At 73.0% G+C, this 21,998-nt stretch carries 17 protein-coding genes; 10 read left to right on the top strand and 7 right to left on the bottom strand.

Going from position 1 to position 21,998, the window contains the following annotated elements; translation table 11 throughout:
• The first annotated feature begins 235 nt into the window (after positions 1-235).
• From WMF26_RS28585 to WMF26_RS28575, 3 genes are all read left to right on the top strand, one after another.
• Positions 236-1,768 carry a glycoside hydrolase family 26 protein gene (locus WMF26_RS28585; RefSeq protein WP_438002459.1) on the top strand — a complete coding sequence of 511 codons (1,533 nt, stop codon included), beginning with the start codon at positions 236-238 and terminating at the stop codon, positions 1,766-1,768.
• A 48-nt stretch (positions 1,769-1,816) separates the two neighbouring features.
• A complete protein-coding gene (locus WMF26_RS28580) occupies positions 1,817-2,965 on the top strand; it encodes an STAS domain-containing protein (protein WP_437995255.1) in 1,149 nt (382 codons plus the stop codon).
• 213 nt (positions 2,966-3,178) lie between these two features.
• On the top strand, positions 3,179-4,228 hold the full coding sequence (locus WMF26_RS28575; RefSeq protein WP_437995254.1) for an iron-containing alcohol dehydrogenase family protein: 1,050 nt from the start codon (positions 3,179-3,181) through the stop codon (positions 4,226-4,228).
• A gap of 14 nt (positions 4,229-4,242) precedes the next feature.
• On the opposite strand, the gene WMF26_RS28570 is transcribed toward WMF26_RS28575, so the two are convergent.
• Genes WMF26_RS28570 through WMF26_RS28560 form a run of 3 tightly spaced genes read right to left on the bottom strand, consistent with a single transcriptional unit; the run spans position 4,243 to position 6,895 of the window.
• The gene (locus tag WMF26_RS28570) at positions 4,243-5,061 is read right to left on the bottom strand and encodes an ABC transporter ATP-binding protein (RefSeq protein ID WP_437995253.1); all 819 of its coding nucleotides are present in this window, start codon (positions 5,059-5,061) and stop codon (positions 4,243-4,245) included.
• A gap of 2 nt (positions 5,062-5,063) precedes the next feature.
• On the bottom strand, positions 5,064-5,858 hold the full coding sequence (locus tag WMF26_RS28565) for an ABC transporter permease subunit (RefSeq protein ID WP_437331585.1): 795 nt from the start codon (positions 5,856-5,858) through the stop codon (positions 5,064-5,066).
• Positions 5,855-6,895, bottom strand: coding sequence for a sulfonate ABC transporter substrate-binding protein (locus tag WMF26_RS28560; protein WP_437995252.1), 1,041 nt, complete (start codon positions 6,893-6,895; stop codon positions 5,855-5,857). Before WMF26_RS28560 ends, WMF26_RS28565 begins: the two co-directional genes overlap by 4 nt.
• A gap of 341 nt (positions 6,896-7,236) precedes the next feature.
• Here WMF26_RS28560 and WMF26_RS28555 point away from each other — a divergent pair, with 341 nt between their 5' ends.
• The 3 genes from WMF26_RS28555 (at position 7,237) to WMF26_RS28545 (ending at position 10,313) form a co-directional block, all read left to right on the top strand.
• Positions 7,237-7,944: an SDR family NAD(P)-dependent oxidoreductase gene (locus tag WMF26_RS28555; protein ID WP_437995251.1), complete on the top strand. Its 708-nt coding sequence runs from the start codon at positions 7,237-7,239 to the stop codon at positions 7,942-7,944.
• A 219-nt stretch (positions 7,945-8,163) separates the two neighbouring features.
• Positions 8,164-8,691, top strand: a complete 528-nt coding sequence (locus WMF26_RS28550) for a hypothetical protein (RefSeq protein ID WP_438002458.1) — start codon at positions 8,164-8,166, stop codon at positions 8,689-8,691.
• A 350-nt stretch (positions 8,692-9,041) separates the two neighbouring features.
• The gene (locus WMF26_RS28545; protein ID WP_437995250.1) at positions 9,042-10,313 is read left to right on the top strand and encodes a pectate lyase family protein; all 1,272 of its coding nucleotides are present in this window, start codon (positions 9,042-9,044) and stop codon (positions 10,311-10,313) included.
• 163 nt (positions 10,314-10,476) lie between these two features.
• Here the strand turns inward: WMF26_RS28545 and WMF26_RS28540 are convergent, their stop codons facing one another.
• On the bottom strand, positions 10,477-11,514 hold the full coding sequence (locus WMF26_RS28540) for an NAD-dependent epimerase/dehydratase family protein (RefSeq protein ID WP_437331581.1): 1,038 nt from the start codon (positions 11,512-11,514) through the stop codon (positions 10,477-10,479).
• Positions 11,511-13,631 (bottom strand): glycoside hydrolase family 52 protein, encoded by a 2,121-nt coding sequence (locus WMF26_RS28535; RefSeq protein WP_437995249.1) that lies wholly within the window; start codon positions 13,629-13,631, stop codon positions 11,511-11,513. Before WMF26_RS28535 ends, WMF26_RS28540 begins: the two co-directional genes overlap by 4 nt.
• Before the next feature lie 628 nt (positions 13,632-14,259).
• On the opposite strand from WMF26_RS28535, the gene WMF26_RS28530 reads away from it, so the two are divergent.
• Positions 14,260-14,796, top strand: coding sequence for an FHA domain-containing protein (locus WMF26_RS28530; RefSeq protein WP_437949342.1), 537 nt, complete (start codon positions 14,260-14,262; stop codon positions 14,794-14,796).
• A gap of 45 nt (positions 14,797-14,841) precedes the next feature.
• On the opposite strand, the gene WMF26_RS28525 is transcribed toward WMF26_RS28530, so the two are convergent.
• The gene (locus WMF26_RS28525; RefSeq protein ID WP_437331578.1) at positions 14,842-15,882 is read right to left on the bottom strand and encodes a hypothetical protein; all 1,041 of its coding nucleotides are present in this window, start codon (positions 15,880-15,882) and stop codon (positions 14,842-14,844) included.
• Between the two features lie 315 nt (positions 15,883-16,197).
• Here WMF26_RS28525 and WMF26_RS28520 point away from each other — a divergent pair, with 315 nt between their 5' ends.
• On the top strand, positions 16,198-17,265 hold the full coding sequence (locus WMF26_RS28520) for a hypothetical protein (RefSeq protein ID WP_437995248.1): 1,068 nt from the start codon (positions 16,198-16,200) through the stop codon (positions 17,263-17,265).
• Entirely contained in the window at positions 17,265-18,728 is a 1,464-nt protein-coding gene (locus WMF26_RS28515; protein WP_437995247.1) for a hypothetical protein, read from the top strand. The genes WMF26_RS28520 and WMF26_RS28515 overlap by 1 nt, the downstream gene beginning before the upstream one ends.
• Here WMF26_RS28515 and WMF26_RS28510 read toward each other — a convergent pair.
• Complete coding sequence (locus WMF26_RS28510; protein WP_437995246.1) at positions 18,689-20,269, bottom strand: ferritin-like domain-containing protein; 1,581 nt, start codon at positions 20,267-20,269, stop codon at positions 18,689-18,691. The genes WMF26_RS28515 and WMF26_RS28510 overlap by 40 nt on opposite strands.
• Before the next feature lie 101 nt (positions 20,270-20,370).
• Here WMF26_RS28510 and WMF26_RS28505 point away from each other — a divergent pair, with 101 nt between their 5' ends.
• Positions 20,371-21,663: a flavin-dependent oxidoreductase gene (locus tag WMF26_RS28505; protein WP_437995245.1), complete on the top strand. Its 1,293-nt coding sequence runs from the start codon at positions 20,371-20,373 to the stop codon at positions 21,661-21,663.
• Positions 21,664-21,998 lie beyond the last annotated feature (335 nt).

Here is a 21,998-nt window from a genome sequence, read left to right as displayed (position 1 = left end):
ATTTAACAGTCCAGCGCGCGTGCGCGCGTGTTGAAGAGGCGCTGCGCGAAAGCCCCAGGGATCGGCGCGGCCAGGCGCGGTGAGCGCGATGTCCGACAAGGCATCCTATTGAGCCCTCTGCGTGCAGCGTGGCTGGAGAAGGCGCGAAATTCAATCAAAGTCTTGCCCGTCGATCGATGTGTGCTTTCTCTATCCTCCTATGATGACTTCTCGAACCCGCTTTGCCTTGCTCGATGTGCGACTCCTCCTCTGCGCCGCGCCCGCGCTCCTCGCCGCCTGCAGCTCGGGAGAGCTCGCCGGAACGGAGCCGTCGGAACAGCTCGCGTCGGCCGTGGCCCAGACGGCGAGCCTCGCGCCGACGAGCGACGTCGCGCTCGACAAGATCTGGGGTGGGGGCGGCACGGCGCCCATCTTCAAGCTCGTCGACGACGGCACCTCGTTCGCGGCGAGCGACGGTGGGGGCACGTTCGCGCGGAGCGCGCCAGGCGCCGCCACGGCGTCGCTCACGCTCGGCTACTCGGGCGCCCCGGCGGGCGGCGCGCGCCAGGTCGTCGTCAACTACCAGGCCTGGGCGATCAACGGCGGCGCGGGCACGGTGCGCGTCCACCTCTACGACGGCGACACCCTGCTCGGCTCCGGCCCGGCGCGCGCGCTCAGCGCGAGCCAGCAGAACCTGAGCGAGACGTTCGGCGGCCTCGCCGTCGCGAACGGCGACCGGCTGCGGACCGAGCTCGTCTTCCAGAACACCGCCGGCACAGGCTCGCTCGTCTCGTCGATCGTCTGGATCGACGTCACGACGCCGGACGACGACGGCGGCACGCCGCCGGACGAGGAGCCCGTCGTGTCGGACAAGCTCGTGCCGAGGAACGGCGCCTGGTGGGGCGCGTACAACTCGTCGAGGAGCTATGGCTGGGACTGGGGCCTCGCGATCAAGGACTTCGAGGCGAAGGCCGGCCGCAAGCTCGACATCGTGTACCGCTACCACGACTGGGGGACCACCGATAACGGCGTCTTCCCGGACAGGTTCGAGGCGGCGCAGATGAACGAAGGGTACATCGTCCACCTGTCCTGGGAGTCGCGCCGCTACTCCGCGGGCCAGAACGTCACGTGGACCGAGATCGCGAACGGCTCGCAGGACGCCGTCATCCGGGCGGCCGCGGAGCGCGCCAAGAACGCGCCCGGGAAATTCATGATCGCCTTCGACCACGAGATGGACAACACCGACGTCCACAGCGCCGACGGCCCGGACGCCGACTACGTCGCCGCGTACCGGCGCATCGTCGACATGTTCCGCGCGGCGGGCGCGACCAACGTGGTGTGGGTCTGGACCCCGATGGGCTGGAGCGGCACCCGCGCCCGGCTCCCCGCGCTCTACCCCGGAGACACCTACGTCGACTGGATCGGATACGATCCGTACAACTTCTACGAGTGCAACGGATCGGGGTGGAAAGATCCCGCGACCACGTTCGGGAGCCACTACGACTGGATGCACGCGCCCGCGCAGATGGCCTGGCACGGCGAAAAACCGTACATCCTGAGCGAGTTCTCCAGCCACGAGGACCCGGCCGACCCGAACCGCAAGGGCCAGTGGATGCGCGGCATCGTCGACGCCCTGAAGCGGTATCCCGACATCAAGGCGGTGCAGTTCTACAACTCCAACGTGACCCACCGGAGCCCGTGCAAGCTGGCCGTCGACTCGAGCAGCCAGTCCGTGGCCGGCTATGCAGCGGCGGGGAGCGACCCGTACGTGAACCAGCCGCATCACTGATGCTGCGTGCAGGACGGTCGAGGGCGTCGTATGACGTGCCGCCACGACATGACGTCCCTCGACCAGCGCCTGTCGGCCCTCGAGCTGTCCATCCTGCCGACCTGGGTCTACGACCACGACCGGTACCGCTTCCCCTGGGCCAACGCCAAGGCCGTGCAGTTCTGGCGCGCGGCCGATCGCACCGAGCTCTACGCCCGCGATCTCTCGGACCTGTCGCCGGCCGTCCGCGCGCGGCTCGACGGCTACGTGCGCGTCGTCGCCGAGGGCGGCACCGTCGTGGAGGACTGGACGCTCTACCCGCGCGGGACGCCCGCCACGGTGACGCTCCACGGCCAGGCGATCCGCCTCGACGACGGGCGGCTCGCCGTCCTGTTCCAGGCGCTGCCGCAGTCCTCCGACGTCGACGCCTCCATGGTCCGCGGCGTGGAGGCGGTGCGGCACTCGTCGGTGCTGGTCAGCCTCGTCGACCGCGCGGGGAAGGCGCTCTTCCACAACCCCGCGGCCCTGCGCGCCCTCGGCGACGCGCTGCAGATCGACGCGGTGTTCCCGGACGAGGAGGCGGGCGCGGCGATCCGCGGGGCGATCGACGCCGAGGAGCCCTGGTCGGGGGAGCTCAAGGTCCTCACGACCGAGGGCGAGCGGTGGCACCGGGTGGAGGCGCGCCCCACGACCGATCCCGTGACCGGCGGCCGCGCGGTGCTCGTCCAGCAGCTCGACGTCACGGCGCAGCGGCGCGCCGAGGGGCAGATCGAGCAGCAGGGCCGGCTCATCGACGAGCTGAACCGCTCGCTCGCCCTCGTGGAGGAGCAGCGGCGGCAAATCCTCACGCTCTCGGCGCCGATCCTCGACGTCGGCCGGGGCACGCTCGCCGTGCCGCTCATCGGGCGCCTCGACGCCGAGCGCGCCGGCGAGCTCGGCGAGCGGCTCCTGCCCGCGATCGTGGCGCAGCGGGCGTCCTACGTGGTCCTCGACGTCACCGGCGCCGACGCGCTGGATCCGGACGGCGCCGCCGCCCTGGAGCAGCTGGCCCGCGCGATCCAGCTGCTCGGCTCGCGGCCGATCCTGACCGGCGTCCGCCCGGAGGTCGCCCGCGCGCTCGTGGACGTCGACCTCGGCGAGGACCTGCTCGTCCTGCGCAGCCTCGGCCGCGGCCTGGAGGTCGGCCGCAAGCGCGCCGCGGCGCGGCGGCGGGCCTAGCTCCGCCCGCCAGAAGGCCGGCCAGGGATCCGGAGCGAGAGTTCAACGCAAAGGCGCAAAGGCGCAAAGACGCAAAAAAGATTTGTAGTTTTGCGCCTTTGCACCTTTGCGCCTTTGCGTTTATTTCTCTATCGCTCGTGAGGCAGAGCCCTGGCGGGAGTTCTGAGCCGCGGAACTGGCCGCCGCGCCGCGGCGCGCCTAGGAGACCCGCGCATGCCCGCTGCCACCCAGATCGGCATCCCCACGCTGGTGCGCATCAAGCCCGGGGCGCTCCCGCGCAGCGGGCTCTACCTCGCGCGGGCGGCGCGCCGCCACGTCGTGCTGCTGGCGAGCGAGGGGACGCCGGCCGCCATCGAGGCGGCGATGCGCGAGGGCCTGGACGCGCAGGCGATCGAGGTCGTGGCCCGGCGCGAGGTCGCCTCGGCCAGCGTCGAGGAGGCCTCGGCGCTCCTGCCCGCGCTCCCTCCGCGGTGCGACGCGATCGTCGGGCTCGGCGGCGGCCGCGCCCTCGACACGGCCAAATACCTCGCGTCCCTCGCCCGGCTGCCGTTCCTCGCCGTGCCCACCTCGCTCTCGAACGACGGCTTCTGCAGCCCCTCGGCCAGCCTCACGGTCGGCGGGAGGCGCCGCTCGCTCCCGTGCGCGGTGCCGTTCGGCGTGGTGGTCGACACCGAGGTCTGCCTGCGCGCGCCGGAGGTGCTGTGGCTCTCCGGCGTGGGCGATCTCGCGGCCAAGGTGACCGCGGTCCACGACTGGAAGCTCGCGTTCCACGCGCGCGGCGAGCCGGTCAACGACTTCGCCGCCCTGCTCTCGGACGCGACGGTGTTCCAGTTCATGGCGCGCCCCCGGCGCGACCTCGAGGGCATGCGCCTGCTCGCGACGGCGCTCATGCTGAACGGCATCGCCATGGAGATCGCCGGGTCGTCCCGGCCCGCGAGCGGCAGCGAGCACCTCATCTCGCACGCGCTCGACCAGACCTCCGGCCGGCCGCGGCTCCACGGCCTCCAGGTCGGCACGGCCGCCTACGTGGTCACTCAGCTCCAGGGGCGGGACACGGACCTCATCGCCGCCGTCCTCGACGCGACCGGCTTCTGGGAGGCGATCCGGGCCGACCCGTTCTCGCTCGACGAGTGGCTCGAGGCGGTCCGCGTCGCGCCGGAGATCAAGCCCGGCTACTACACGGTCCTCTCGTCCCGCGACTGCGTGTCCGAGGTCGAGGCGATCCTCCGGACCGATCCGCGCCTGAAGGGGTGCTTCGCCTGACCTCCCAGCCGCGCTCACTCCGCGCCGGCGAGGAGGGGCGCCGCCACGGGCGGCGGGAGGTCCGCGCGCGAGCGGGGCGGCGTGGGCGGGCCCTCGCCTGAAGCGAGGATCGTCCGGAGCAGCGCGCCGGTGAGGCGACCGACCTCCGGGAGCTCCCGGGCGCGGGGCCGCGGCAGGTCGACCGCGACGCTCTCGGCGATGCGGCCCTCGTCGACCACCAGCACGCGATCGCCGAGCAGGACCGCCTCCTGGACGTCGTGGGTCACCAGGATGGCCGTGAAGCCGTGCTGGGCCCACAGCGACTCGACGAGGCGCTGCGCGCCGATCCGCGTCAGAGCATCGAGCGCCCCGAACGGCTCGTCGAGGAGCAGGACCTTGGGGTCGTGGACGAGCGCGCGCGCGAGGGCGACGCGCTGCCGCTGGCCGCCCGAGAGCACGCCGGGGTAGTCGTCCTGGCGATCGAGCAGGCCGACCCGGGCGAGGACGTCGCGCGCGCGCTCGCGGCGCGCCTTCGGCAGGCCGATGCAGACGTTCTGGAGGACGGTGCGCCACGGCATCAGCCGGGGCTCCTGGAAGACGACGCGCACGGCCGCGGCGCCCGTGACGCCCTCCGGCGAGAGGACGCGCGCGGCGCCGCCCGTGGGCTGCTCGAGGCCGCACAGGATGCGGAGCAGGGTGCTCTTGCCCGATCCGCTCCGCCCGACGATGGTCAGGAGCTCGCCAGGCTGGACGTCGAGGTCGATGCCCGAGAGGACAGCCTTGTCGCCGAACCGCTTCTCGAGCCCTTCGAGGAGGACCCGGGCGCCGCTGTGGTGTTCCTTCGACACGCTCATGTTCACCCCGCGTCCATGCGTTGCAGCCGGGGCTGCCAGGGCAAGAGCTGGCGCTCGGCCCAGCGCGCCAGGGAGTCGGCCAGCTTGCCGAGGAGCGCCCAGAGCACGATCGTGAGCACGAGCAGGTCCATCTGCATGAACTCCCGCGCGTTCATCGCGACGTAGCCGAGGCCCTGCGTGGCGCCGATCGTCTCGGCGACGATCAGCACGAGCCACGAGAGCCCGAGCGCGAAGCGGAGGCCCACCAGGATCGACGGGAGCGCGCCGGGGAGGATGACCTCGCGGTAGAGCGCGAGCCCCCGGACGTCGTAGACGCGCGCCATCTCGATGATGTGCGGGTCGACGCTGCGCACGCCGTGGAAGGTGTTCAGGTAGACGGGGAAGAGCACCGTCACCGCGACGATGAAGAGCTTGGCCGTCTCGCCCAGCCCGAACCACAGGATGACGAGCGGCACGAGCGCCAGCGCGGGGATGGCGCGGAGCATCTGGAGGGGGCCGTCGACGACGAGCTGGAGCGCGCGCGAGAGCCCCGTGGCGAGGCCCAGCACGAGCCCGATGCCGGCGCCGATGACGAGCCCGCCGAGCGCGCGCAGCGCGCTGACGCCGAGGTGCGCCGGGAGGCCGCCGCTCTTCGTGGCGTGCACCGCGGCCAGCACCACCTCCGAGGGCGAGGGCAGCAGGCTCTTCGGGATGACCTGCAGCCGGGACAGGGCCTCCCAGACGAGCACCAGCGCGAGCGGGGCGATCCAGGGGGCCAGGCTCCGGCCGAGCGCGCCCGGCGCGCGGCCGGCCGTCATCGAACGCCCCCGTACGCGGCCGCCGGCAGGAACGCGTCCTCCACGCGGACGGCGCGCGGGATGACCTCGAGCTTGTGGAGCGTGTCGGCGATGCCCTGCTGCTTCTTCAGGATCTCGGGCGTGATCGGCAGGAGGCCGAACGCGCGCCGGCGCTCGGAGGTGAGGAACGCCTCGTAGGCGACGCCCGACGACTGCGCGAGGATCTGCGCGGTCTCCTCGGTGTGCTCGCGCTCCCACGCGCTCAGGGCCTGGTACTCCTCGAGCACGAGCCGCAGGAGCTCCGGCTGCTGCTCGGCGAACTCGCGCCGGGCCACGTAGAAGAGGTGGTTGTCGACGAGCCCCTCGCCGCTCTGGAGGACGCGCGCGCCGGCGAGCTCCGCCGCGGCGAGGAACGGGTCCCAGATCACCCAGGCGTCGACCTTGCCGCTCTCGAACGCGCTCCGCGCGTCCGCCGGCGCGAGGAACGAGACCTGGAGATCGTCGAGCGTCAGACCGGCGCCCTCGACGGCCCGGACCAGGAGGTAGTGCACGTTGGAGCCGCGATTGACCGCGACGCGCTTGCCCTTGAGGCCCGCGACGCTGGTGATCGGCGAGTCCTTCGGGACGACGATCGCCTCGGCCTTCGGGGCCGGCGGGTCGGTGGCGACGTACACGAACGGCACGCCGCCCGCCTGCGCGAAGACCGGGGGCGTCTCGCCGACGTGGCCGACGTCCACGGCGCCGGCGCGCATCGCCTCGAGCAGCGGAGGCCCGGCCGGGAACTCGATCCACTCGGCGCGGGCGTTCTTCGCCTCGAGCGCCTTCTTCAGGCGGTCGGCGCGGTCCTTGAGGAGATACGGGGTGCCGATCTTCTGGTAGCCGAGGCGGACGACGCCGGCCTCGCGCCGGTCCTGCGCCGGCGCCGGAGCGGCGGTATCGGGTGCGATCGCGGCGCCCGGCTCACCGCCGCCGCGGTCGCAGCCGAACAGGGCGCACGCCAGCGCAGCGCAGCCGAGCAGCCCGGAGCGGATCCTCGTGAAGGGGGTGTGCCTGATCATGGGAGGTTCTTCCGGGCGCCTTCCGGCGCGCCTGGGACAGCGCTGGCCGATTCCAGGTGCCGAGGGCGCCGGCGAGACGAACGCACCGGGATGTAACCGCAGGCCCCTGGCAGCCGCCGTGCCACGCAGGAAACCGTTGTCTTTCGCGCGGTTACAGGCATGTCGCCCCGGCGGAGGCCGGCGGGCGCTGCTGCTCCAGCAGCACGCGATCAGCAAAGCGTGCTGCTGGGGCAGCACCGGAGGAGCGCTCGGCGCCCGGCCGTGCGGCCGCCGCGCGACGCCCGTCGTCCGCCGCGCTTTTGAGGTGCCAGGCGAGCTCGGCTCTGCCATAAGCCGCCGCCATGACGGTGGAAATTCGTGGAAAGTGGGCGCTGGTCACCGGCGCGAGCCGGGGGATCGGGAAGCAGATCGCGCGGGGCCTGGCCGGCCTCGGCTGCAACCTCGTCCTGCACAGCCGCGACGAGGCGCACACGCGGGAGCTCCAGGGCGAGCTCGCCGGCAAGGGGATCCGGGTGAGCGCCGTCTCCGGGGAGCTGTCGGACCAGGCGGCGGTCGACCGGATCCTCGACGGGGCCATCGCCGCGTCGGGCGGGATCGACATCCTGTTCAACAACGCCGCCATCATGACGCCGTTCCGCACCTCGCCCACGGAGACGCCGGCGGAGGACTACCGGCTCAGCTTCGAGGTGAACGTCATCAGCCCGATCCGGATCACGTACCGGCTGCTGCCGACGATGCTGGAGCGCCGCTGGGGCCGCATCATCCAGGTGACCTCCGGGATCCAGGACCAGCCGGAGCTCATGGCCTATGCGGCGTCGAAGGCCGCGCTCGACAAGTTCGTGCGCGACACGGTCCCTTCGCTGCGCGGCACAGGCGTGCTGATGAACCTCCTCGACCCGGGCTGGCTGCGCACCGATCTCGGCGGGCCCAAGGCGCCGAACGACGTGGAGTCCGTCCTCCCCGGCGCGCTCGTGCCGGCGCTTGTCGACGGCGAGGTCCACGGCGTGCTGTTCCGCGCGCAGGACTACGCGCGTCCCGCCGCGCGCTGAGGCGCCCTGAGCGCCCCGGTGGCGCGTCCCGGCGCGAAAGATTGTGTCGCGCTCGCGGTACGTGTGTTGCTAAAGTCGTCGGAGGTGAAAGCGATCTCGGAGCCTCGGGCGGAGTCGAGACGTCGTGCGGCCGGTGACGTGGGGAGAGCTTCCCCGGCGCGCGCGACGGTCTTCGACGCGCGTCCATCGCGGTGGCGACGCTGGGTTGCGCTCTTGCCGGTGCTGATCTGCGGCTGTTCGCTCGAGGGGCTGTCCGTGGCGTGGGACACATCGTCGTCCTCCACCGGGGGCGGCGACGGCGGCTACCCCAGGATCACGGTCGAGGCCGAGGACGATGCGCTATGCGAGCTCTCCGGCCTCTTCGTGCGTGTGGAGGACCCGCTGGCGAGCGGCGGGCAGTACGTGGCCGTCCCCGAGACCGAGAAGGATTGCAAGTCCTCCCGGGTCGACTGCTCCTTCGAGATCAGCGAGGCCGGCACCTACCGGATCAGGGCCAGGGTCGCCGAGGGGCCCGCCGACGGTGTGGACAACTCGTTCTGGGTCAGCGTGGACAACGCGCCGGACCCCGCATACAGGTACGACTTCAGCGGCGCCGATTTCCACGAAGATTACGTGCGCGACTCGCAAGACGATACAGGGGCGCTGCTCGAGTTCGCGCTCGAGCCCGGGATGCACGTCGTCACGTTCGGGTGCCGCGAGGACGCGTCCAAGCTCGACTGGATCGCGCTCGTACGAATCGGCCCCTGAGACCCGCGAGGAGCGCCGCGGCAGCGAGCCCGGGTGGCGCACGAGGCGCCTGGCGTCACCGCGTCTGTCAGCGCCAGGGTCGATGACGCGGTGCCTCACGTGTCCACGGTGTCAACCTGCGGTTGACAGGCTCGTTGCGGCGTTGTGGATGCCGCCGGAGAAGCGGAGGCGCGCTGCCGTTGTCGCGGCGGAAAAATGCCGTGAAGGGTCGCGATCCGGGCGGCCTCGAGGCGTCGTGCGCTGATGGCACATGCGTTGCTGAGAAGCTCCCGCGAACGGCCCGTGCGCTGTCCGGCTTCTCCACCGCGTCGCGCGCGCTGCTTGGCTCATCACGGAAAGGTAACTTGCGCATGAAGTTCGATTCTCGAGTCGCTTGGGCTGCGCTGATCGCGCTCGGCATCACTGGCCTCTCGACGGCAGGGTGCGGCTCCGATGCGTCGGATCCGGAAGAGAACGACGATCAGCCGACGAGCAGCGGGAGCGTCAGCTCCACCACCAGCGCTAGCTCCGGCGGGCTCGGCGCCGGCAGCGGCACGGGCGGGTCTGGCAGCGGCACGGGCGGCTCCGGCAGCGGCCAGGGCGGCTCCGGCGGCGAGGGCGGCTCGGGCAGCGGCGAGGGCGGTTCAGGCGGTGAGGGCGGCTCCGGCAGCGGCGAGGGCGGCTCCGGCAGCGGCGAGGGCGGCAGCGGCACCGGCGGCAGCAGCCCCGGCGGCGCCGACTTCAGGCTCTACGGCTACGCCACGACCGACGGCGGCACCACCGGCGGCAAGGGCGGAGCGGTCGTCTCCGTGAGCTCGCTCGACGCGCTCCGGACCGAGGTCGCGAAGGACGAGGCCCTGATCATCCAGATCACCGGCAAGATCAGCGGCAGCGGCGACGACGTGGACGTCGCCTCCAACAAGACCATCGTGGGGGTCGGGTCGAGCGGAGAGATGCAGGGGATCGGGCTCAACCTGAGGAGATCGTCCAACATCATCATCCGCAACCTGAAGATCCACCACGTGCTGGCCAGCAGCGTCAACGGCGACGGCATCCACCTGGACGAGAGCCACAACGTCTGGATCGACCACTGCGAGCTCTGGGCGGACTCGCCCGCCGTGAACTCCGACAAGGACAAGTACGACGGCCTCATCGACGTGACCCACGAATCCTCGAACATCACGATCTCGTGGACCTACCTGCACGATCACTGGAAGGGCATGCTCGTCGGCTCGTCGGACAACGACGACAGCGATCGCCGCATCACGTTCCATCATAACCATATCAACAACGTGAACTCCCGCCTCCCGAGCTACCGCGGCGGCAACGGGCACGTGTTCAACAACTACTTCGAGAACGTCCCCACGTCGGGGGTCAACTCGCGCGTCGGCGCCTGCCTGCGGGTCGAGGGCAACCACTTCTACAAGGTGAAGAACCCCATCACCACGCTGGACAGCGACGCCGGCGGCACGGATCGCAAGGACAACCTCTTCGAGGAGACCACGGGGACGCAGGCGTCCGGCGCGGACTGCACCTGGGCGGCGCCGTACGACTACCCGCTCGACAGGTCGGCCGACGTCAAGGCGATCGTCCTCGCGCACGCGGGCGTCGGCAAGATCGATCCCCTCGAGAACCTGCCCTGACGCGGGCCGTCCGGCGGCCGGCGCGGCGCCCCGGCCGGCGTGGCGCCCGCCGGAGCGCCGCCCGGGCCGCGCCCGCGCTACCGGAGCGCTCCCACCCGAAAGCTCGCGTGGGAGGCTCCGTGAGGCGGCGAGGCGGCCTGTCGGACGACGGCGGCAGCAGGGATCAGGACTCGGGCTCGTTGCCCCACGGGTTGAAGTCGTGCACCTGCCCCGGCGCGGGCTTCTGGCCCCGGGTGAACGCGTCGAGCAGGACGTCCTGGAGCGGCTCTTCGTCCGCGCGCCGGTAGGTCCCCGCGCGCTCCGACCAGGCGATCTGGCGGCGGAAGGTCTCGACCAGCGGCACCGTGGTCCGGAAGCCGAGGTCGCGCGCCGCCTTGCCGTTGTCGAAGATCGACCCGTATTGGTAGATGAACTTGACGCCCACCATGCGGCGCGGCGCGACCTCGTAGAGCCAGTCGGTCGGGATCGAGACGACAGGGGATTTGCCGCCGGCGGCCTCCTTGAGCGCGGCGAAGACGCCGCCCCACGTGGTGTGCTCGTCGCTCGTGAGGTGGTAGGCCTGCCCGTAGGCCTTGTCGTTGCCGAGCGCGTTCACGAACCCGCGGGCCACGTCGGAGACGTGCGCGATGGCCCACGGCGTCGTGCCGTCGTCGTGGACGATGAGCGGGAGGCCGCGACGGGCGCGATCGGCCATCGAGTCGTCGAAATAGAGCGCGCCGAGCGCGGTGTGCCCCTCGCCGGTCGTGAACGACGGGCGCAAGATCGTGGTCTTGAGCCCGTTCTGGCCGTTCGCCGCGAGCAGCGTCGACTCGATGCGCGACTTGTTCTGGCCATACTTCGTCACCGGTCGGTGCGGCTCGTCGTCGGTCGCCGGCGAGCGCGTGAGCGGCCCGCCGTAGACGCACACGGTCGAGCAGACGACCAGGTGGCCCGCGCGGCCCGAGAACGCCCGCAGCAGCGAGTCGGCGTTCTCCGGGGCGAAGGCGACCATGTCGATCACGGCGTCGAACGTGCGCTGCTGCATCTCGCGCTCGAACTCGGCGTATTTCCAGCGATCGCCGGCGATGACCTCGACGTCCCCCTCGAACCGCCGCGCCGTCACGCCGCGGTTGTAGAGGGTGACGCGATCGCCCCGCTCGAGGAGCTGCTGCACGATGGCCGTCGAGATGAGGCCGGTCCCGCCGACGATGAGGACCCTCACGACTGCCCCTCGGCCTTCCGCCCCGCCCCCGCCGCGGGCTCGTCCAGCCAGAGGATGGCCGTCACGCCGCGCGGGTAGTAGCGGCTGCCGACGGGCACGCCGCGCTGCATCTGGTCGGAGTAGGCCCAGTAGCCGGAGCCCTCGATCTGCCAGCGGACGTGGGCCTCCTCGTGGCGCTCGGGGTCGGGGAGATCGGCCTTCAAGATCGCGCGCGCGATGTGCTGGCAGAGCGCGATCTTGCTCGCCCAGGAGTTGTCGCTGCTGCTCGAGAGCTTCCAGCCGCCCTCGGGGAACAGGCACAGCCCGGGCTTCAGGATGGCGTGGAGGTGGCGGCGGAGCACCCGGACGAGCTCGCCGTGCTCGGCCTCGTCGAGCAAGCCCATGACGTGCGGGTAGAGGAGCCCCTCGATCGCGGGGATGATCGCGCTCGTCGAGCTGCGGTCGAGCAGGGCGGGGATGTAGCCCGACGGCTCGTGGAAGGCCGACACGATCGCGCGCGCGGCCTTCTGGCCAGCCGCCTTGGCCTCGGCGGCGAGGGGGGCGTCCCCGCAGCGCTCGAGGAGGTGGGCGAGCACGACGTACGACGCCCACGTCTTGCCGGCCAGGTAGAGGTTGCCGCGCGCGCGGCCGAGCGAGTGATCGAGCGAGTCGTAGGTGGTGATCTCGGCGCCGGTGCCGCAGCGGCTGCTGTCGAGCGCCATGACGCCGGTCCGCGCGCCCGGCTCCGGCGCGTCGCGGTGGAGCAGGCTCGCGAGCAGCTCGGCGAAGAGGCCCCGGTGGCGCTCGAGGAAGCCCTTGTCGCCGGTGCGCGCGACGTACACGCCGGCGCAGCAGATCCAGTTCGTGAGCTGCTCGTGCGTCATGAAGCTGAAGCAGATGGCGTCGAGGTTGGGGCGCTCGTAGCTGGAGTCGCCGGCCGGCGAGAAGTGGTTGCTGACGCCCATGTCGTGCGTGAACGACACCCCGCCGGGCAGGAGCTCGCCGCCCGCGCCGGGGCGCTTCACCTGGTCGCGGTAGCTGTAGCGATCGACGTAGAGGTCGAGGATGTTGCGCACGGCCCAGGGCGCGTAACGCAGCTCGAAGAAGAGGTGATCGATCGCGAGATCGAAGGTGTTCATCATCTCGTACTCGCCCTCGTTCACGACCCACAGCGGCGCGGGCGGCGAGGCGTCGTCGAGCGCCGTGTCCAGCCACTCGGTCGACCCGAAGTAGCCGTGCGTCGCCTGGGCGAGCAGCCACTTCTGGGCGGGGCTGAGCGCCGACTGCGCGAGCTCCGCGTCGCGCTGGGCCGCCTCGCGGACGAGCGCCTCGCGGCGGTCGAGCGCGGAGGCGAGGACGTCCTCGAGCCGGTGGAAGTAGCGGGTGTAGGCGTAGCGCGCCTCGACGCCGGTCGTGATGGCGCCGGCGTCGTGGAAGCCGAGCGCGATCCAGACCTCGCGCTTTTGCCCCGCCGGGACCTCGATGACCAGGCCGCCGGTCTTGCCGAGGCGGAACAGCCGGTCGGCGCTGCCGTCGAACGCGTGCTCGGGCGTGAAGGCCTGGAAGGCGCGGAGGCCCGGCTCCGGGCGGCAGGCGAAGCCCCAGCGCCGGCCGTGCGCGACGCCGACGAGGCGGCCGTCGCTCTCGGTCTCGAGGTCGCGCAGGCTCGGCGCGTCGAGCGCGAAGAGGCCCGTCAGGGGCTTGTCGCTGCCGGTGTTGTCGAGCTCGAGGCGGGCGATGAGCGCCGGGCACGAGCGCGCGGCGACCTCGGCGGGCGGCGCCGTGCGCGGGTCGGGGATGGGGCCGAACGGCGAGTAGATCGCGAGCGTCAGGCGCCCGGCGCGGATCGTGTCGCTCGCCCACCCGAGCTCGCGGCGGATGTCTTTGTCGCCGAAGACGCGGCGCATCCGCGTGTCGTTGCTCAAGGTGACGCCGAACGGGACGTCCGGGCCGCGCTGGCTCTCGAAGTAGGGCAGGCAGAGGAAGTCCCCGTCGCCCTCGCGGTAGCCGATGTAGAGGTTCGACTCTCCCGGGCGGCCCACCTGGGAGGCGAACCCGCCCCGGCGGTTGAAGCTGCCGAGCGTGAAGGAGGCAAAGGCGCCGACCGGCGCGTGCTGGACATTGTAGGAGGAGGTCACGGCGGCAACATACCGTAACCGCCTCGCCGAGCGCTCCCGGGAAGCGCGCTCGCGGAGGGAGCCTGTGGAGGCGGTGTGCGGCGCCGTCGCAAAGGTCGCTCCGTACCACCCGGCGGGCGCGCCGAGGTGGGGCGGCCCTCCGGCGGCTGCCCGGGCCCGGACGGCGGCGGCGAGGCCGCGCCGCCGCCGGGGTGGCGCGCAGGACAGGGGTGAGGGGGGCACTGCGGCGTGGAGCAGACGTCGGGCCTGGGGCGCTGGCTCGCGACGCGGTGCTCGCTGGAGCGGAACGCGGTGCGGCCGCCGGCGTCGTCCTCCTCTCCGGCACAAGATGGTTGCGCCGGAGGTCGCCTCGACCCGGATATCGGTTCTTGACGAGAGGCGTCGTGTCGCAGAAACACCGATTCGTGGTCGGCGCCGCGTCGATGGGCGTCCTGCCCACGGGTGTGGCGAGCCCCGACGGTGTAGTCCGCGCGGCGCCGGAGGTCCCAATCAGGGGCGCGGCGTGGCGCCCGGTGATCCCGTCGTGGACTGATGTATAAAGGCCTATCGGGACCCGACGGGCGGGCGGTGCGTCGCTCGGCCGGGCGCCGCCTGCTCGAACAGCACGGAACCCGGGGAAGATCTTGTCATGTTGACCTTCGCGACGCTTTGTGCCCAGAGCCGGGCGCTCTCACGGATGGCCTTCGACCGGAGGTACCCGCACGCGTGGCTGCTCCGGGAGCTCGGCCCCGAGGACCAGCCCCCTCCGTCGTTCAAGACCGTCTTTGCCGGCACCTCGCCCGGCTCGCACAGCCAACCGGCCCTGGTCCGTCACCGCATCTCGTCGGCGATGAGCGTCGCGTCCCACGGCTGCGAGCTCCTGCCGGTGACGAAGCGCCCGGAGAGCCCCTGGCAGGATCGCATCACCATCGGGCGCGCCCCGAACAGCGATATCGTCCTGCGCGACCCCTCCGTATCAAAGGCCCACGCGCACATCTCGGCCGTCGTCGCGGACACCCCGATGCTCCACGCGAGGAAGAGCACCAACGGCACGTTCCTGAACGACCGGCTCCTCACGCCGGCCGGGGACGGCGCCCCGCTCCGCAGCGGCGACATCCTCCAGTTCGGCAACGTCGTCTGCGAGTTCATCCTGAACGCCGATCTCTACCGGCTCGTCGCGCGCTGACGCCGGGCCCCTCCGGCCCCCGCTCGCCCGCGGCGCGCCGCCGGCTCAGCTCCGCTCCGGGTGGGGCGCGCGGAACAGCACCTCCACCGGGCCCGCGTGCGTCTCCACCACGTAGCTCGCGTCCACCGGGGCGCCGCCGCGGAAGGCCCTCGTGATCTCCTTGCGCCGCTTCATCAGCTCGACGAGGCCGAGGGCGAGCGCCTCCGAGGCGGTGAGCTCCTTCGGCGTCGGCTTGCGGCCGATCAGGTCCTCGTCGACCATCGCGAGCGTGGGGTAGGCGTCCGGGCCGGCCAGCTCCCAGCGCTGCTCGGCGACCTCGTCGCGCAGCGCGGGGTGCAGGTCGCTCGCGCGGTCGAAGCTCAGCGAGAAGAAGCTCGCCGGCAGCGACGCGGGCGGCGCGTCCGGGAGCTTCGCGGTCTCGGCCAGGTAGAGCTCGAACCCGCGCGCGCTCTCGAACAGGAGCACGCCGTGGCTCTGGCCGGCCTGCCCGACGACGCACAGCGCGAGGTCGCGCGCGCCGAGCGACGGGATCGACAGCGCCATGATGTCCGCGTCGGTGGGCACGGCCTTCCAGGGCGTGGCGCGGTAAAGCGCGGCCGCCGCGCGGAAGAACGACGCCATCGCGGGCGCCTCGATGCCGCCGCCGAGGAAGCTCGGGGTCAGGCGGCCGTCCCGCGCGCCGAGGTGCGCCTCGAGGTCCTCGGCCACGACGTCGATCTCCGGCGTCGGCGCGACGCGGACCTCGATGGCCGGGTCGAGCCGCGCCCGCAGCGCGTCCGCGAGCGCGGGCGAGGCCACGCGCACGCGCTCGGGCAGGCGCGGCTTCCCCTCCAGCGGGCCGGTGGCGGCGGCCTCGAAGCTGTCGACCGCGCCCGCAACGACGTCGCCGGGGCGCAGGGCGGCGCAGCTCAGCACGAAGCCGCGTTCGGTCATCCAGACGACCGCCTCGGGGCGGTACGCCTCGTCGCCCTCGTGCACGAACGCGCGCAGGGAGAAGAAGCCGCCGATCCACTCCTCGTCCCGGCGGGGCAGGGAGGGCGCGCGCTTCTTGGACCGCTTCTTCTTGGGGGCGGGCACGGAGGACATCAGGGCACCTGTTCGCGGGAGCGCTCCAGCCGGTACGCTCGATGACGCGAGAGCCAGGGGCGAGACCGGAATCGAAGGCGGAAAGCTAGCGCAAAGGCCGCGGGGGTCGAAGCGGAACGCGGGCGAGCGGCTGCCTCGCCGGACCCGCGCTCGGGCATCGCGCGGCGGCGCGGCGGCGCGGCGGCGCGGCGGCGCGGCGGCGCCCGAGCGCGGGCCTTTCGGCCTGGCGCTCCTCGCGGTGCCCTGTTATCGGTCGTCGCGGTCCAGCGCGCGGACCTGACGCAGGTGCTGCTCGCCGGCCGCCCAGGGGACTCGATGCCTGAAGAGATCTGCAGAGGACCCCGCCGCTGCGCCGGCGGCGCGGGGCGCGCGGCGCGGCGGGGCCTCGGCCGCGCCCCGCTCGGGCTCCTCGCGGCGCTGGCCGCGTCGGCGGTGGCGGCCCCGGCCTGGGCCGAGCCGACCATCGCGGAGCGCGCGCGGGCCGACGCGCTGCGCCGGGAGGCGCAGGAGCTGCTGGCGAGCGACCGGCCGGACGCGGCCTGTCCGAAGCTCGAGGAGAGCGAGCGGCTGCGCCCGTCGACCGAGACGAAGCTCGAGCTGGCGCGGTGCCACGAGCGCACCGGCCGCCTCGCCAGCGCGTGGGCGCTCTACGCCGACGTCGAGGCGGCGGGCGGCGACGCGAAGCAGGACGCCGAGGCGCGCGAGCGCGCGGCGGCGATCGCGCAGAGGCTCCCGAAGCTCGCGATCCTCGTGTCCGACGAGGTGAAGGCGCTGCCGGGGCTCGAGGTGGCGCTCGACGGCGCGGCGGCGCGGGGGGTCGGGGTGGCCCGCCCCGTCGAGCCGGGGAAGCACCGGGTCACCGCGACCGCGTCCGGCCGGCAGGCGTTCTCGCGCGAGGTCGAGGCGCGGCAGCCGGGCGAGATCGTCGAGGTCCGCATCACGGCGCTCGATCCGCGCGCGGCCGCGCCGGCGCCCGCTGCCGCCGACCTGGAGCGGCGCCGGCCGACGCCGTACGGCCCGAGGCCGGATCCGATCCACCGGAACCTGATGTGGGTGACGGGCGGGCTCGCGCTCGCGGGCATCGCGCTCGGGAGCACCTTCGGGGGCCTGGCGATCTCCACGTGGGACAAGGTCGAGAACAGCGCCGGGACGGCGTGCAGGAACGCGGAGCGTTACCTGGACTGCGCGCAGCCGGTGCCCGATCTGGCCAGCAGGGCGATGTCGTACGCGACCGTCTCCGATTTCTCCTTCATCGCCGCGGGCGCGGCGCTCGCCGGCACGGCCGTCCTCTGGCTGACGCTGCCCCCGGACGGCCCGCGCGCGAGCGCGGGCGTGCAGATCGCGCCGGGCGTCCTCGGCGGCGCTGTCCTCGGGGTGTTCTGATGACGCTCGAACGGCGTGCGCGGCGCTGGCTGGCGAGCGCCCTCCTCGCGGCGGGCGGCGCGGGCTGCGCGGAGATCGCCGGCATCCAGGCGATCTCCGAGCAGGGCGTCGGGGGCGGGACGTTCAGCGAGCCCGGCTACACGTGCCAGTGGGTGACGTCGTTCGGCGACGCCGACACCACGCTCGGCGGGCTCGTGGCCGACAGCGACGGCACCTTGTGGCTGGCGGGCGGCTTCAAGGGCGACCTCACCGTCGCCGGCGGCGCGCTCACGGCGGGGGGCGCCGGCAAGGACGTCTTCGTGGCGCACCTCGCGCACGACGGCAATCACATCTGGAGCGAGCGCTTCGGGAACGCGGAGAACGACGCCGCGACGCACACGCACCAGGCGACGTCGATCGCCCTCGGCGAGGGCAGCGTCTATGTCGCGGGCGACTTCACGGGCAGCCTGTCGTTCGGCGCGGACTGCGCGGCGCCCGCGGACGGCGGGGCCGGCGACGCGTTCGTGGCGCGGCTCGACAGGCACGATCCGGGCGGGGTCGCGGCGTGCGTGGTGCACGGGTCGCGCGGCCCCGACGAGGCGAGAGCGGTGGCCGCGGAGGGCGATCGCGTCTTCGTCCTGACGTCGCTCCAGGGCGGGGCGGACATGGGGTTCTCCAGCTACGATGGACAGACCCTCGCGAACGCGTGCATCGGTGTCTTCTCGGGCCTCCAGGGCGCGCGCTACCGGCCCCGGGCGCTCCGCGTGTCCTCCGGGGAGGTCTTCGTGGTCGCCGATTTCGAGGGCCGCGTGAACGTCGGATTCCCCGGCTCCGAGCGCGGGCTGCCGCCCGGCGACGCGGTCGCGGAGGGGACCGACGCCGTCCTCGCCTCGTTCCCGGCGTCCTGGATCTGCGATGGATCGAGCGCCGAGGGCGCCGGCCTCTGGTACCGACACTACGCTTCCCTCCCCGGGGACCAGCGCGCCGGCGCCATCGCGGTGAACGGCGCCGGCGTCATCCTGGCCGGCTCGTTCGACGGGCAGATCGATCTCGCCGGCGAGCTCGTCGCCACGGAGGAGGACGGCTTCGCCGCGCACCTCGACCGGCGGGGCGTCGCCACGTGGGCCAAGCACCTCGGCGGCAGCGGGGATCAGTCGGCGCAGGTCGTCGGGGTCGACGCGTTCGGGCGGGTGATCGTGGCCGGGCACTTCCGGCAGCAGCTGATGACCGACGACGCCGAGGTTGCCGGGGACGCCAGCGAGGGGGACATCTTCCTCGCGCGGCTCGGGGCCTCCGGCGGCGAGACCGAGTGGCTCGGCGCGCTCGGCGGCCCCGGGCTCCAGCGGGTCCAGGCGCTCGCGATCTCCGGGACGGACGTCTACCTGGCGGGCACCTCCAGCGCCGACTTCGCGCTCCTGAACTGCAAGGTCGAGGAAGAGGACGGTCAGCTGTTCGTCGCCAAGCTCTCGGTCTCGTCGCGCTGACCGCCGGCCGCGGGGCGCGGGCCGCTGCGCTCGCCGCCGCGCGCGAGCAGCGCCCGCGCGCACGGCGCGACGACCTGGGCGAGCGCGCGCTCCCGGAGCGTCCGCCGGTGCGCCGGCGACAGCACGCCGAAGCCGAGCAGGCCGCTGCGCGCGGCGTCGTCCGGGGTTGCGGGGGCCGGCTCCGCGGCGGCGGCGGCGAGCTCGTCGGCGACCGCGCTCGCCAGGGAGGGGTCGCGCTCGATGGCCCAGGCGGCGAACCGGAAGGCGAGCTCGGCGTGCCGCGTCTCGTCCTCGGCGATCGTCTCGAGGGCGCGCCGGACCGCGGGATCGGTCGCGTGGAGGGCGGCTTCTGCCGCCTCGATCGCGGCGATGGTCTCGCCGATGCACCCCTCGCGGAGGGTGGTCACGAGGATCTCGCGGGCGCCTTCGCCGCCGAGGGCGCCGTCGATGGCGAGGGGCCCGGGGCCGACGCCGCGTCCGGCGAACGCGCTGGCGAGGGCGAAGCACAGGCGCGCGTGCTCGGCCTCGTCGCCCATGGCCGCCTGGGCCGCGCCGACGAGCTCCGGCGGGGCGCCGAGCGAGAGGAGCTGGAGCGTGAAGCGGGCGAACGCGGCGATCGACGCGTGCTCGAGGAGGGCGACGCGGGTCCAGTGCTCGGCGAGCGCCGCCTGCTGCTCGGCCGAAAGCGTGTCGCGGCGAGGCGGCGCTCCCGGCGAGGCGGCCCAGTCGTCGCGCGCGGCGGGCTCGGCGGTGCGCTCGACCCCGGCCACGAGGAATGGCCGGCCGATCACGCAGAGCGGCTCCGCGCAGGCGTGGCGCAGCGCCGTGAGCGTGCACTGCTGGTCCCCCGGGCAGTCGCCGTCCCCGGCGCACTCGTCGGTGGCCGTCTGGCAGGCGAAGCCGGTCCCGCCGCAACCCGGGTTGAGGACGTAGCTGGAGCAGAGCACCCTGCCGCAGTCCTGATCGCTGGTGCACCGCGCCTGCACGCACTGCCCGACGGGATCGCCGCACAGGCAGATCTGCCCCTCGTTGCATTCGGCATCGGTCGTGCATCCGTAGTGGCAGAAGCACCCTGGGGGCGCCTCGCCTCCGAGGCCGGGGCTGCAGAAGCCGTGCGGCTGCTCGGTGCAGTCGGCGTCCGAGGAGCAGCTGCTCGCGCCGCCGCCCGTGTCCTTGCACGCCTCGGGGCGCGGGAGCGGGGTCGGGCAGGTGATGACCTCGGCGCGGTGCATCCAGCCGCCGGCACAGCGCACGTACCCGGTGTTCTGGCCTGCGACGAGGATGGGCTCGGGATCGTCGCACGCGAACGGGAACCCTCCCGGCGGCGCGCTTCCCGTGCTCCCCGCGGGGCCCGCGCCAGAGCTCGCGGCCGGGCCCTCCCCCGTGCTCGCGCTCGCCGTGCTCGCGTTCGAGCCTGTTCCACCGCTGCCGCCAGAGCCCTCTTCGGCCGTGACGTCGCCGCCGCAGCTCAGGGCGGGCGCGATCGCCAGCACCGAGAGCAACCTCGCACCCCAAGCGTCGATCGAGACAAGCAATCTCATGGCTTCAACCTCGTTCGAGGATCTTACCCGCGTTCGGCCCCGCCGTCGCTGCCCCCGCGAGCGCGCTTGCCGCGTCCTTCGCGGCGTGCGACCGTGGCGCCATGCGTGTCTTGATTGCCGGCGGCGGGATCGGCGGTCTGACGGCGGCATTGAGCCTGCAATCGGCCGGCGTGGAGGCGTTCGTCGTCGAGGCAGCGCGCGAGATCAAGCCGCTGGGCGTCGGCATCAACCTGCTCCCGCATGCGGTGCGAGAGCTGGCCGAGCTGGGCCTCGCGGACGCGCTGGCGGCGACGGGGATCCCCACGGCCGAGCTGGTGCATTACGATCGGTTCGGCGGCCGGATCTGGGCCCAGCCGCGGGGCATTGCCGCCGGGTATCGCTGGCCTCAGATCTCGATCCACCGCGGCGAGCTCCAGGCGACCCTGCTCGCGGCGGCGCGGCAGCGGCTCGGGAGCGCCGGCGTGCGGACCGGGCTCGCGGTCGAGCGGTTCGAGCAGACGGGGGCGGAGGTGCGGGTCTCGCTGCGGGATCGGCGGAGCGGCGAGCTCGAGGTGGTCTCCGCGGACGTGCTCGTCGGGGCGGACGGCATTCACTCGGCGGTCCGCGCGCAGCTCCACCCGGCGGAGGGGCCGCCGCGGTGGAACGGCATTCACATGTGGCGGGGCGTGACCGAGGTCGAGCCGTTCCTCACGGGGCGCAGCATGATCATGGCGGGCAGCAACCGGGCCGCAAAGTTCGTCGCATATCCGATCTCGCGTGGCGCGGAGCTCCGCGGCCGGGCCGCGGTCAACTGGGTGGCGGAGGTGCGCTTGCATGAGGGGGCGACCGTCGCGCCCGCGAGCTGGGACCGGCGAGGTCGCCTGGAGGACGTGCTGCCCCATTTCGCCGCGTGGCGCTTCTCTTGGCTCGACGTCCCGGCGCTCATCGCCGCGGCGCCGGTCCTGTTCGAGTATCCGATGGTCGATCGCGACCCGCTGCCGTGGTGGGGCGCTGGCCGGGTCACCCTGCTCGGCGACGCCGCTCATCCGATGTTCCCGGTCGGCTCCAACGGGGCTTCCCAGGCGATCCTCGACGCGCGCGTGCTGGCCTGGCACCTCGCCCGGGCGAGCGATCCGGAAGCGGCGCTGTCCGCGTATGAGGCCGCGCGCCGGCCACCCACGAGCGCGCTCGTCCTCGCGAACCGGGCGATGGGCGCCGAGCGGGTCATCGCGCTGGTGGAGCAGCGGGCGCCCGCGGGTTTTGCGCGGATCGAGGACGTGCTGAGCGGCGAGGAGCTGGAGGAGATGAGCCGCGGCTACACGAGGATGGTCGGAACCGACGTCGAGGAGCTCAACGGCCGGCCGTCGTGGAGCGTGGGTGAGGCGCGACCTGACCCGGGTTGCGGGGCCCAGTGACCCGACCCGGGTTGCGGGGACCTTGACCCGCGGCGACCCGACCCGGGTTGGCGGCGACCCGACCCGGGTTGGGTTGGCGGATTGGGTTGGCGCAGTGACCCGACCCGGGTTGCGGGGACCTCGGACCGGGGTTGAGCGACCAGCGATCCGACCCACGTTGAGGTTGGAGACGCGACCCAGGTTGAGGTCACCGGCGGCGGTGACCCACGTTGAGGTTGGAGACGCGACCCAGGTTGAGGTCACCGCGAGGTCACCGCGGGACCTGGCGGCCGCCACCCGCGGAACGCGGCCGCCACCCCTGAGAGGGTAGTAACTCATCGAAATCATTCATCACG

Origin of the sequence: Sorangium sp. So ce185 (assembly GCF_051526825.1) — a bacterium.
Classification (GTDB): Bacteria; Myxococcota_A; Polyangia; order Polyangiales; family Polyangiaceae; genus Sorangium; species Sorangium cellulosum_D.
The sequence above is the reverse complement of the archived record's forward strand: the minus strand, read 5'-3'. Positions and strand labels throughout refer to the sequence as shown.

Coding starts and splice junctions, on each gene's coding strand:
- WMF26_RS28520 (WP_437995248.1), top strand. CDS start 16,198: ATGCCTGAAGAGATCTGCAGAGGACCCCGCCGCTGCGCCGGCGGCGCG.
- WMF26_RS28525 (WP_437331578.1), bottom strand. CDS start 15,882: ATGTCCTCCGTGCCCGCCCCCAAGAAGAAGCGGTCCAAGAAGCGCGCG.
- WMF26_RS28580 (WP_437995255.1), top strand. CDS start 1,817: ATGACGTCCCTCGACCAGCGCCTGTCGGCCCTCGAGCTGTCCATCCTG.
- WMF26_RS28560 (WP_437995252.1), bottom strand. CDS start 6,895: ATGATCAGGCACACCCCCTTCACGAGGATCCGCTCCGGGCTGCTCGGC.
- WMF26_RS28565 (WP_437331585.1), bottom strand. CDS start 5,858: ATGACGGCCGGCCGCGCGCCGGGCGCGCTCGGCCGGAGCCTGGCCCCC.
- WMF26_RS28555 (WP_437995251.1), top strand. CDS start 7,237: ATGACGGTGGAAATTCGTGGAAAGTGGGCGCTGGTCACCGGCGCGAGC.
- WMF26_RS28570 (WP_437995253.1), bottom strand. CDS start 5,061: ATGAGCGTGTCGAAGGAACACCACAGCGGCGCCCGGGTCCTCCTCGAA.
- WMF26_RS28510 (WP_437995246.1), bottom strand. CDS start 20,269: ATGAGATTGCTTGTCTCGATCGACGCTTGGGGTGCGAGGTTGCTCTCG.
- WMF26_RS28515 (WP_437995247.1), top strand. CDS start 17,265: ATGACGCTCGAACGGCGTGCGCGGCGCTGGCTGGCGAGCGCCCTCCTC.
- WMF26_RS28505 (WP_437995245.1), top strand. CDS start 20,371: ATGCGTGTCTTGATTGCCGGCGGCGGGATCGGCGGTCTGACGGCGGCA.
- WMF26_RS28545 (WP_437995250.1), top strand. CDS start 9,042: ATGAAGTTCGATTCTCGAGTCGCTTGGGCTGCGCTGATCGCGCTCGGC.
- WMF26_RS28575 (WP_437995254.1), top strand. CDS start 3,179: ATGCCCGCTGCCACCCAGATCGGCATCCCCACGCTGGTGCGCATCAAG.
- WMF26_RS28530 (WP_437949342.1), top strand. CDS start 14,260: ATGTTGACCTTCGCGACGCTTTGTGCCCAGAGCCGGGCGCTCTCACGG.